Below are 12,298 nucleotides of genomic sequence, written 5' to 3' on the forward strand. Positions count from 1 at the left end.
GACATAAACAAAAGAGAACAGCTTTTCAGCTGTTCTCTTTTGTTTAAACTAACTATTTAGTTATTAAACATTCTCCTGTCATCTCTTCTGGTACTTCTACTCCCATTACATTAAGCATAGTTGGTGCTATATCAGCTAGCTTACCTGGATTTAAGTGTCTTCCATTAACATCATTAGCTACCCATATAAAAGGAACTGGATTTGTAGTATGTGCTGTAAATGGATTTCCTGTTGAGAAATCTATTTCTGTTTCTGCATTACCGTGGTCTGCAGTTATGAATAAAGTTCCATCTTTTTCAAGAATCTTCTCAGCAACTCTTCCTAAACATGTATCTACAGTTTCAACAGCCTTAACAGCAGCCTCAACAATTCCTGTATGTCCAACCATATCTGGGTTAGCATAGTTTAAGATAATCATGTCATATTTATCTTCATCAATCTTTGCTATTAATTCATCAGTTACTTCGTAAGCTGACATTTCTGGCTTAAGATCATAAGTAGCAACCTTAGGTGATGGTATAACCTTTCTAACTTCACCTGGGTTTTCCTTTTCAACTCCACCATTGAAGAAGAATGTAACATGTGCATATTTTTCAGTTTCAGCAATTCTTAATTGTTGTAATCCCTTGCTTGAAACATATTCTCCTAAAGTATTTGTAAGTGTTTGAGGAGTGAAGGCTACATTGACCCCTTCTAGAGTTTTATCATATTGAGTCATTGTTACAAATGTAAGATCTAAAGTTTCTCTTTCAAATCCTTCAAAAGTTTTATCATTTATAGCTCTAGTTAATTCTCTAGCTCTATCTGGTCTAAAGTTGAAGAATATAACTGAATCCCCATTCTTTATAGTAGCTACTGGATGACCATCTTCTAATACTACGCATGGTAATACGAATTCATCAGTCTTATTGTCATTGTATGACTTTTCCATAACTTCTACAGCAGAGTTTGCAGTTTCACCCTTACCTAATACCATTGCATTATATGCAAGTTCAACTCTTTCCCATCTATTGTCTCTATCCATAGCATAGTATCTACCGTTTACTGTAGCAATTTGACCTACGCCAACTTCCTTCATCATTTCTTCAGCCTTAATTATAAAATCCTTACCTGATGATGGTGGAACATCTCTTCCGTCCATAAATGCATGAACATAAACTTTTTGAAGTCCTTCCTTCTTAGCAAATTCTAAAAGACCCTTTAAGTGATCTATATGTGAGTGAACCCCACCGTCTGATAATAGTCCCATCAAGTGTAAAGCAGAATTATTTTCCTTAGCATTTTTCATAGCCTTTAATAAAGCTTCATTTGTAAAGAAATCTCCATCTGCAATAGACTTAGTGATTCTTGTTAATTCTTGATATACTATTCTTCCTGCACCTATATTTAAGTGTCCTACTTCTGAGTTACCCATTTGTCCTTCTGGAAGACCAACTGCCATTCCGCTTGCTTGTAGCTCAGTGCTTGGATATTCCTTTACTAATCTATCAAAATTTGGTTTCTTAGCTATTTCTACAGCATTTCCTTCTGATTTTGGAGCAATACCAAAACCATCTAATATCATTAACATAACTGGTTTCTTTGCCATGCCTATACCTCCATTTAATTTCATTCGTATTATATACTATTATTATCTTTTATTTTGTATATTTTTACACCTTAATTATATTATTTTTTTATATTCAATGCAACTTGCTATATTAGCTTATATATAAAACATTGCAGCATTTTGATTTCCTCTCTTATATTCTTCAACTAAGTCCGAAAGAGTAAGACTATTAGCTAACTCATTAAATTTCTTATCTAATTCATCCCATATAGAATTCTTTATTGCTTCAATTATGCTAGGTTCACACTTCATACTATTTTCAAAAGAAACATTTAATAGGGAACTATCTAGTGCATTTAAAATAGTTGATACTTTAAGTCTATCTGGCTTATCTATTAAAGTATATCCTCCCTGAGATCCTTTAGTTCCACTTATTATACCTGCTTGACGAAGTGGAGTTAAAATTTGTTCTAAATAATTTTTAGAAATCCCCTGTCTTTCTGCAATACTAATTACAGTTACAACCTCTTTATTCTCTGAATTTACCGCAATATCAATTAATGCTACAATCCCATACTCAACCTTTGTAGAAATCTTCATAACTACCTCCATTTTCGTCTTAAAGGAAAATATATTTTGTAATCTCCTTTATCTTCTACTACAGTATATCATGAACTGGTTAATTTTCTCAACGAAGTTCTTTATGAGTACTATCTGTACACTATATATTTATATAATAATTATGAAAAAGAGGATACCAAAATAAACTCTCATCTATTTTGACATCCTCTTTACTCTCTTAGTAATTAACGATTTGTGAAAAATCTGTAGCTACTAAGCTAGCTCCACCAACTAAAGCACCATCTATGTCAGACATAGCCATTTGTTCTTTAATTGTGTTTGGTTTAACTGATCCACCGTATTGGATTCTAACCTTATCAGCAACTTCTTTACCAAACATTTCAGCAACAACATCTCTGATTGCAGCTATTGTTTCGTTAGCTTGTTCCTTTGTAGCAGTCTTACCAGTTCCTATAGCCCATATTGGTTCATAAGCTATAATAACTTTTTCAGCTAAATCCTTAGAAAGACCTTCTAGATCAGCCTTAATTTGAGCTCCAACAACTTCATTAGTTGTTCCATTTTCTCTTTGTTCTAATGTTTCACCACAGCAAAGAATTGGAGTTAAATTGTGAGCAAATGCAGCCTTAACCTTCTTGTTTAAAGCCTCATCAGTTTCATTGAAGTATTCTCTTCTTTCACTATGTCCTAAAACAACATAGCTAACTCCCATAGCTTCAAGCATTCCTGGAGCAACTTCCCCTGTGAAAGCACCCTTTTCTTCAAAGTGCATGTTTTGTGCAGCTATCTTTATGTTTGAACCAGCAGCAGCTTTTAATGCAGCATCTAGACAAACAAAAGTTGGACATATTACTACTTCACAAGTAGCATCCTTTACTAATGGCTTTAATTCATTTATTACGTTAGTAGCTTCTTCTGGAGTATAATGCATCTTCCAGTTTCCAGCAATAACAGCTTTTCTCATTAATAATCACCTCATATTAAAATTTGTATTAGGTAAAAGTCCTAAAGGACCTTCACCATAATATTTAATCTCCTATTGTAAACTAATCTTACTAATCGTTAAGAGCAGCTATACCAGGAAGAACTTTACCTTCTAAGAATTCTAAAGAAGCTCCACCACCTGTTGAGATGTGAGTCATCTTATCTCCAAATCCTAAGATATTAACAGCAGCAGCTGAGTCTCCTCCACCGATAACTGTTGTAGCATCTGCATCAGCCATAGCCTTAGCAACTGCAACTGTACCCTTATTGAAGTTTTCAAATTCGAATACTCCCATTGGTCCGTTCCAGATAACAGTCTTAGCATCTTTTATAGCATCTGCATAAAGAGCTTCTGTCTTAGGTCCGATATCTAATCCCATATGTCCTTCTGGAATGTTTTGATCTTCTGTAACTACAGCTTCAACATCCTTAAATTCTGTAGCAACTCTATGGTCTACTGGTAATAAGAACTTAACACCCTTAGCAGCAGCCTTTTCAATCATTTCCTTAGCATAGTCAACTCTATCAGCTTCAACTAATGAAGTTCCGATTTCGTATCCTTGAGCCTTTAAGAATGTATAAGCCATTCCTCCACCAATGATTAATGTATCAACCTTATCTAATAAGTTATTGATAACAGCAATCTTATCTGAAACCTTAGCTCCACCTAAGATAGCAACAAATGGTCTAACTGGAGCATTTACTGCTTCTCCTAAGAACTTCAATTCCTTTTGAATTAAATATCCACATACAGCTGTATCTAAGAATTCTGTAACACCTACAGTTGAGCAGTGTGCTCTGTGAGCTGTCCCAAATGCATCATTAACAAAAATATCAGCTAATGAAGCTAATTCTTTTGAGAATTCTTCAACATTCTTAGTTTCTTCTTTTCTACATCTAGTGTTTTCTAATAATACAACGTCTCCGTCCTTCATTGCAGCAACTGCAGCCTTAGCATTAGGTCCTACAACTTCTTCATCTCTAGCAAATACTACTTCTTGACCAAGTAATTCACTTAATCTTGTAGCAACTGGTGCTAATGACTTAGAAGCATCTTTTCCTAAATGTGAGCAAAGTATAACCTTAGCTCCATTTTCAACTAAATACTTTATAGTTGGTAATGCACCATTTAATCTGTTTTCATCAGTGATAACACCATCTTTTAATGGTACGTTGAAATCGCATCTTACTAAAACCTTTTTACCCTTAACTTGGATATCTTCGATAGTTTTCTTGTTAAAGTTCATTCTCTTCACCTCATAAAATTATTTTTTCTCTTATTTAAAATAGGTCTGGCCTCATAGCTTTAACTATAAAACCAGACCCATAACTATGTCTTAAAAATGTTATTTAAACTATTAAATTATCTAGTAACGAAGTAGTTTAAAGTTCTGATTAATTGGTTAGTGTATGACATTTCATTGTCGTACCAAGCAGCAACTTTAACTAATTGAGTTCCGTTAACTTCCATAACCTTAGTTTGAGTAGCATCGAATAATGAACCGTAAGTGATTCCGATAACGTCTGAAGAAACTATTTCATCTTCAGTGTATCCGAATGATTCATTAGCAGCAGCCTTCATAGCAGCGTTAATTTCATCAACAGTTACATTCTTGTCTAAGTTACAAACTAATTCAGTTAATGAACCAGTTATAACTGGAACTCTTTGAGCTCCTCCATCTAATTTACCCTTTAATTCAGGAATAACTAATCCGATAGCCTTAGCAGCACCAGTTGAGTTAGGAACGATTGAAGCTGCAGCAGCTCTTCCTCTTCTTAAATCATTCTTACCGTGAGGACCATCTAAAGTGTTTTGGTCATTAGTGTAAGCATGGATAGTTGTCATGAATCCTTTTTGAATTCCGAACTTATCATTTAATACTTTAGCCATTGGAGCTAAGCAGTTAGTAGTACATGAAGCACCTGAGATAACTGTTTCAGTTCCATCTAATATTTCGTTGTTAGTGTTGAATACAACTGTCTTTATATCTCCAGTTGCAGGTGCAGAAATAACAACCTTCTTAGCACCAGCTTCTAAATGTAAGCCAGCCTTTTCTTGTGAAGTGAAGAATCCTGTACATTCTAATACAACATCTACGTTTAATTCTTTCCAAGGTAAGTCTGCTGGATTTCTCTCAGCTGTAACTTTGATCTTATGTCCGTTAACAACGAATCCACCTTCTTCAACTGCGATTTCTCCGTTGAATCTACCTTGAGCTGAATCATACTTAAATAAGTGAGCTAAAGTCTTAGCATCAGTTAAGTCATTGATTGCAACCACGTTAAATTCAGGGTTGTTCATCATTACTCTTAGAGCTAATCTACCTATTCTTCCAAAACCATTAATTGCTACGTTTACCATTTGCAATTACCTCCTAAAATGTATTTATAAAAATTATTTTTATAAACTGTTTAAATTTGCTTTAGTATTCTTTAGCCTTTCTAGAATTTCTTTTCCAGCAGCCTCATCTGTTACAAGAATACCATTTGTGTTATTAAACTGAGTTGCAATAATCGACTCTACTTTATTTTTTCCACCTGCAACAGCAATATGCGTATTAATTTTTCTAGATTCATTAATATTAATTCCAATTGCAGTAGTTTGGGAAACAACTTGGGAATCTTTGTTAAAATAACATCCAAAAGCTTCTCCTATTGCACCTAACTTATCAAGTCTTATTATTTCTTCCTCAGATGCTCCTCTTTTCTTAGCCATATGCATTGCATTACCTATACCGTAAATCAGTATATCTGCTTTATGAATGCAATCTATTACTTCTTTAATTTCTTTTTCCTTTAATAAGGTATCTAATATTTCAAGTGATAGATTTTCTGGAATATGGAGCATTTTGTAAGTTCCATTAAGTTTTTGTGCAAAAGATGCTGCTAAAGTATTAGCTTGGGTTTCAACTTTTCTTCCCATTCCACCTCTTGCTGGAACTACTAAAATATTTGAAAAATTATTTAACCTAGGAAAGGCTTCAATAACTTCTTTCAACGTACTTCCTCCTGTTAAAGCAATTATGTCATTATCTTTAATAATATCCTTAACATAATTTGAACACGCTTTTCCAAGATCTTTTAATATAGTGGGGTTCTCATCTACATCTCCAGGAACGATTATCACTTTTCTTAAATGTAATAGAGACTTAATTTCATTCTCTATATCTGATAATCCCTTTATCTCATGAATGAAATCCTTAAGATTATTAACAACTTCTCCACCACTTTCTGTTACTGTCATTCCTGGGGTATTTATCTCTATTAACCCCTGTGACTTTAGAAAGTTTATTTCAGTTCGTACTATTCTTTCCCCTAAATTTAGTTGATTTGCTAAAATCCTTCTACCTATAGGTTGATTATAGTATATAGTTCTTAGTATATTGTACCTTTTTTCGAGTACTTCTACAAGTTCAGGAACTATTTTCTTTTGTAATCTTAATATTTCCTGCAACTTCAAACACTCCTTTGGGCAATAAATGTCCCACACTCTTTTTTCGCGTCCCACATATATTATTATAAAACAGAAGTTTGAAATTTAAAAGAGTTTCTAGAAATTTTTTTGCAAATTATTAATACTTTCCATATCAACTATGATTTATCCCTTCTATATCTATACCACTTTAATATCTTTTTCATTTTAAACCTTAATTATACTCACTATTACCTAGCATCCTATAACTTAATTTTTATTAATATAAAAAAGTGTGTACACCAAGCTTTTTTAAATATATTCAACCTATACAAAAAAAGATGGCTAAGCCACCTTTTTATATTACTTGGTTTCATCCTCTATATATTATTTAAATTCGCTTTCTCTTACTTGATGCTTTAATCCCCAACTCCTCCCTGTACTTTGCCACTGTTCTTCTCGATATATTCACATTTCCTTTATTAAGTTCATCACATATATATTGATCAGATAATGGTTTCTTTTTATCTTCATTATCTATTAAATATTTTATTTTATTCTTAATGTGTACAACAGCAATATCTTCTTCATTTGCCTTCGTTGAAATTCCTGTAGCAAATAGGTCTTTTATCTTTATTGTTCCAAAACTAGTAAGAATATATTTATCTTTTATTGCCCTACTAACAGTAGATTCATGCATATCTATTGTTTCTGCGATCTCTTTTAATGTCATTGGTTTTAGATAGTTAATTCCCTTTTCGAAAAAGTCTTTTTGTTTATCAACAACCTTTTCTAACACATTATAGAGAGTAGACCTTCTTTGTTCGATACTCTTTATTAAGAACATTGCTTTATCAAGTTTTTCTTTAACATAATCACTAGTTTCAGTATTTTCTCCATTATTTATAACCTTTTTATAAGCACTGTTTATGGATAATCTAGGTACCATTTTATCATTCATTATAATAAAAGTTTCCCCTTGTATACTTCTCACTTCCGCATCTGGAATTATGAACTTCACATCTTCCCCAGTGTAAAATCCCCTAGAGGGTTTTGGCTCAAGCTTCTTTATAACATCCCCGTATCTTTGAGCTTCCCTTGGAGATATACCAATTTTTTTTGCTATATTACTATATTTACTATCTGCAATATCAGTTAAGTGCTCCTCAACTATTTTTTCTAAATTATCATCAATTAATCCTAAATTGATTAATTGTAGCTTCAAACATTCTTTTAAATTCCTCGCCCCTATTCCATAAGGTTCTAGGTCTTGTACCACTTCTAAGGCCTCTTCTACTAACTTCTCTTCAATATTTAGTTCGCTAGCTATTTCTTCTACACTTATTTCTAGATATCCCCTATTATCAAGGCTTTCAATTATGTAATCAGCTATTTTTTTTAGAAAAATATCTTCTTCTACTTCCATAAGTTGCTCATGTAAAAACTCCTTCAGAGACTTTTTTTCCGAGATAAAATTAAAAGGCGATACCTCATCTTCATATGTTCCATAACTTTGAGCTCCATAATTATCAAACTCAAGATACTTTATCATTTCCTTGTAATTATATTTGTCCAACTCCTTGTTACTATCAGTAGCTGTATTGGTAATATCTTCTTTTATATCTAAAATAGGATTTTCTGAAAACTCAGTGTTAATATATTCTCTTAAATCATTAACTGAGAGCTGAAGTACCTTTATTGATAGTTGCATCTCTTGAGTTAATATTAGCTTTTGTTCCTGTGTAAGATTATATGTATAATCTAGTCTCATCCTTCTCACCTACTTATCAATTTATATAAGTATCCTTTTCTATAGTTTATATTTTAAACAGGAAAATTTCAAGAATAATGTATACATTTTCATTATTCTATTAAAATACAAAAGAAAAAAGAGCACCTTTGTGCTCTTTCTATTCTGATATAAAGAATATTCCTGATACCTTATTTCCAGAATGTATTCCTACTGAAGATCCTACTGGCCCTTCAATGTATTCTATATTATTTTCGTTTAAATAATCTCTTATTGGTTGGCATATTTCATCCATATCTAAGTTTACAAGTACTACTGGTACTTCTGGATTATGCCCAAGTTGATCTAAATCAGCAATTATTCTCTTAATTGCTTTCTTACTTCCTCTAACCTTATCCTTAACAGTCATAGTTCCATCTTTTATTTCTAGGATTAGCTTTATACCTAGAATTCCTGTAACCACTCCCACAGTCTTAGATATTCTACCACCTTTTACAAGGTTATCTAGTGAATCAAAACTTAAAGATGAACTTATTTTATATTTTGTCTCTTCTAAATCTCTAACGATATCCTCTACAGCCACCCCTTGTTCTCTTAATTTAGCTGCTCTAATTACTAAAAGCCCTAAACCAGAGCATATACTCTGTGAATCAACTATATGGATATCATCATTATCTAGCATGTTTTTAGCTAAACATGCGGATTGATATGTACCACTCATTCCTGATGACATAAGTATTGCTAATACTTTATATCCTTCATTTAAATACTTATTAAAGTATTCTTCAAACCTATTTGGTGTTATTTGCGCTGTAGTTGGGAATACATCCCCCGCATCTATTCTTCTAAATACATCATCTCTAGTTATTTCTACTCCGTCAAGGTAACTCTCTTCACCAAAGTTTATTAAAACAGGTATTACTTCAACATCAAATTTTTCTAAAACTTCTTTTGGCAAATCACAAGTTGTATCTGTAATAATTTTTATTTTATCCATTTCCCTCATTCCCCTCTATTTATTTCATATTAGGAAATCCAATTTGTCTTAGTGCTTCATATGCAACTATGGCAACTGTATTAGATAAATTTAAGCTTCTTGTACTACTCTTAACCATTGGGATTCTAATATTTTCATGGGCGACATGAACATTTTCCGGCACCCCTGCTGATTCCTTACCAAACATTATAAAATCACCCTCTTTGAAAGAAACATCATCATAATGATTTCCTCCATGTGTCGTAGACAAGAATATTCTTTTATCTCCATACTTCTCCATAAAAGCTTCGTAACTTTCATGAACTTCTAAGTCTAAATCTTTCCAATAATCCAACCCTGCTCTTCTCAAATGTTTCTCATCTAAATCAAATCCAAGTGGCTTAATTAGATGTAATTTTGAATCTGTTAACACACAAGTTCTTGCTATATTACCGGTATTTTGTGGTATTTCTGGTTGATATAAAACTATATTTAAATTCAAAACTCTACCCTCCATTAAAGCATTTTTACGCTATAATTCAAATAATACTACACTGCTACACCTTTAGTCAAAACTTTTTGAAGGGCAATTCACCTCATAATCCTTAATCTAATATATTTATATTCATATTATGTAATTTATACTACTTATCCCAAAATTTCTTTAAATGTTTTCTTTAAAATTTTTTAATTTACCTAGTTTCTCTTACAACATAAATTCTTAGTAACAAATATTTTATCCTCTCTTCTTTTAGTATGATATTTTTTATATTATGTTATGTAGGCAATAAAAAAATCATATAAACTAGGATGGTGGTATTTCCTCTTCCTAATCTATATGATTCTTATATTTTTATAAAATAAATTTTTTTATCGCTTTAGCCACTCCATCATTTATATTTGTATCTGTAACATAATCTGCTATCTCTTTTAGTTCTGGTATAGCATTTCCCATAGCTACTCCCACACCTGCATATTTTATCATTGATATATCATTTTCATTATCTCCAATACAGATTATTTTACCTCTAGGTATATTCATATAATCTGCTAGTATTTCTATAGCATTACCCTTGGATACATCCCTTGCATTTACTTCTGCTGAGTATCTACCTGCACCAAATACAGTAAGATCATCTATTTCCATAACCTCTTTTTTGAATGCCTTAATTCTCCTTGAATCACTAGAATATACCACACACTTAACAATTTTTTCTTCATAATCTTTAAATCTTTTTTTTAGAGTCCATGAACTAATGCAAGAATCAACATTTATTTTATAATCACTTCCATTATTTCTATAACGATAGTATAAAGCTGCAAGATTTGCTATTGGACTACTTGCAATTACTCTATCTGTCGTATAAAAGTGGGCAAATAATCTATGCTTTTTTATCAAGTCTAATATTACATTACATTGATTATAGCTAAAGCTTGAATTGTATATTTCCTTATCAGAACCTTCATCCCTAATTATTGCCCCATTAGCTGCAATAACTGGAGATGATACTCCTATTTGCTTTGAAATTTGTGCTGCATTGCTATACAACCTTCCCGTTGTTACAACTACCTCTATTCCTTTTTTATAAACCTCTGAAATCACCTCTATAGTACTTTCTGATATCCTCCTATTTTCCCCAAAAAGAGTTCCATCTAAATCTATACAGACCATTTTGTAATTCATTTTCTCGTCTCCTAAACTATTACTACACTTTTATTTGTAGATATCCTTAGCAACACGCTCTCTCTTAACCTCTTGTCCATTTTCATAAGTTACTTGATATGAAATTGCTTCTTTACCTGATATTTCACTTACCATGTCGTATGTTTTATTTCCTAACACAGCCGGATCTCCATATATTTTAAATGTTACTGTTTGGTTAGAAGTTATTCCCTCAATATATATAGGAAAATCATAAGGATTCTTAAACTTATAATCTAAATATCCCCAAGCAACTGTTGCATCTAGTCCTAGTCTTGAATATCCAACTGGTAATGAGTGATTATACCTTTCAGTTGATCTTATATTAGCTCTCATAACAGCCCTATATAAAGTTGTTGATCCTTGACATATTCCTCCACCTTCTGATGGTACTGGTTTATCATTCTCATATGCAATTCCCATAGCATACTTTCCTCTACCCTTTTGTGAAATTGTACTATAACTAAACTCTTCACCTGGCATTAGAATTGTTCCATTTACTAATTCTGTAACCAACTCTATATTGTATGATCTATTTGCATCAGAACCAATAAAGCTAGTTGTAAATGAAGACATTGGTTCTGCCTTTATCTTTTGTAACTCCTCTTTTGTTACATTTGATTTTTCTTCTTCTAATTCAAAAGATACATTTGTATCTTCATCTAAATCACCATTTATAGCCCCTTTAATTGTCTCATCTAAATTTTCAGTATTTACCTTGTAACCAATCTTATCAGGAGTTATTTCGATACTTCCATTTTTTATTACCATTTTAGCTTTTGTTGGAGTAATATTTACATTCTTTTTAATATCTTCTTCAACTGCTTTTATTTTACCTTCTTCGTAGTTGAAATCTAAATTAATTTCATGACTACTATTGTCCTTATTTCTAATTAATGAATCCTTTTTGAATAAATTAAGCTTTTTCCCAAATCCTATTGCTTCATCCACTGCCTTTTCTATATTATAATTTCCTGATAAGTCCTCATATTTATAAACTAATTTATTATTCCCAACAGTGACATTAAGCTTTTTTTCTCCAATCTTTGCTACAAGCTCTTGATTTAATATACTTACCACTTCTTCCCTTGTCTTTCCACTTAAATCAATTCCTTTAATATTGACTCCTGGATATACTTTATCCTCCCATTTCTTTACTGATCCATTTATAGAAATGGAATAAGCTAAAAATGCTGAAATAGCAACTATAGCTAATGCTGCTATCTTAAAATAAATACTATAAATAATGCCCTTTTTTTTCTTTACGCTCTTCATCCTATTCTCTCCTTTCAAATGCTGATAATAATTATATAACATTACCTCTATAATATATTGAATACTAT

The 12,298-nt window shown here is 32.0% G+C and carries 11 protein-coding genes; all 11 read right to left on the reverse strand.

The window, feature by feature from the left end:
• Positions 1-52: 52 nt before the first annotated feature.
• The 11 genes from gpmI to ACSYT2_RS14070 all read right to left on the reverse strand — a co-directional run bounded on the left by gpmI (position 53) and on the right by ACSYT2_RS14070 (position 12,230).
• Positions 53-1,588, reverse strand: coding sequence for a 2,3-bisphosphoglycerate-independent phosphoglycerate mutase (gpmI, locus tag ACSYT2_RS14020; protein WP_438385050.1), 1,536 nt, complete (start codon positions 1,586-1,588; stop codon positions 53-55).
• Between the two features lie 117 nt (positions 1,589-1,705).
• Complete coding sequence (locus tag ACSYT2_RS14025) at positions 1,706-2,149, reverse strand: RrF2 family transcriptional regulator (protein WP_430856769.1); 444 nt, start codon at positions 2,147-2,149, stop codon at positions 1,706-1,708.
• 199 nt (positions 2,150-2,348) lie between these two features.
• Entirely contained in the window at positions 2,349-3,095 is a 747-nt protein-coding gene (gene tpiA, locus ACSYT2_RS14030; protein WP_438385051.1) for a triose-phosphate isomerase, read from the reverse strand.
• Positions 3,096-3,186: 91 nt separating this feature from the next.
• The gene (locus tag ACSYT2_RS14035) at positions 3,187-4,362 is read right to left on the reverse strand and encodes a phosphoglycerate kinase (RefSeq protein ID WP_430856771.1); all 1,176 of its coding nucleotides are present in this window, start codon (positions 4,360-4,362) and stop codon (positions 3,187-3,189) included.
• Positions 4,363-4,478: 116 nt separating this feature from the next.
• Positions 4,479-5,477 (reverse strand): type I glyceraldehyde-3-phosphate dehydrogenase, encoded by a 999-nt coding sequence (gene gap / locus ACSYT2_RS14040; RefSeq protein ID WP_430856772.1) that lies wholly within the window; start codon positions 5,475-5,477, stop codon positions 4,479-4,481.
• Positions 5,478-5,516: 39 nt separating this feature from the next.
• Positions 5,517-6,569 carry a sugar-binding transcriptional regulator gene (locus ACSYT2_RS14045; protein ID WP_430856773.1) on the reverse strand — a complete coding sequence of 351 codons (1,053 nt, stop codon included), beginning with the start codon at positions 6,567-6,569 and terminating at the stop codon, positions 5,517-5,519.
• Between the two features lie 349 nt (positions 6,570-6,918).
• Positions 6,919-8,298 carry an RNA polymerase factor sigma-54 gene (gene rpoN / locus ACSYT2_RS14050; protein WP_430856774.1) on the reverse strand — a complete coding sequence of 460 codons (1,380 nt, stop codon included), beginning with the start codon at positions 8,296-8,298 and terminating at the stop codon, positions 6,919-6,921.
• 139 nt (positions 8,299-8,437) lie between these two features.
• Positions 8,438-9,274: a DegV family protein gene (locus ACSYT2_RS14055; protein WP_430856775.1), complete on the reverse strand. Its 837-nt coding sequence runs from the start codon at positions 9,272-9,274 to the stop codon at positions 8,438-8,440.
• A gap of 19 nt (positions 9,275-9,293) precedes the next feature.
• On the reverse strand, positions 9,294-9,755 hold the full coding sequence (locus ACSYT2_RS14060; RefSeq protein ID WP_430856776.1) for a tRNA (cytidine(34)-2'-O)-methyltransferase: 462 nt from the start codon (positions 9,753-9,755) through the stop codon (positions 9,294-9,296).
• A gap of 351 nt (positions 9,756-10,106) precedes the next feature.
• Complete coding sequence (locus ACSYT2_RS14065) at positions 10,107-10,937, reverse strand: Cof-type HAD-IIB family hydrolase (RefSeq protein WP_430856777.1); 831 nt, start codon at positions 10,935-10,937, stop codon at positions 10,107-10,109.
• 30 nt (positions 10,938-10,967) lie between these two features.
• A complete protein-coding gene (locus tag ACSYT2_RS14070) occupies positions 10,968-12,230 on the reverse strand; it encodes a VanW family protein (protein WP_438385053.1) in 1,263 nt (420 codons plus the stop codon).
• Positions 12,231-12,298 lie beyond the last annotated feature (68 nt).

The sequence above is a fragment of the Clostridium zhoujianii genome (genome assembly GCF_051590805.1).
Taxonomy (GTDB): Bacteria; Bacillota; Clostridia; order Clostridiales; family Clostridiaceae; genus Clostridium.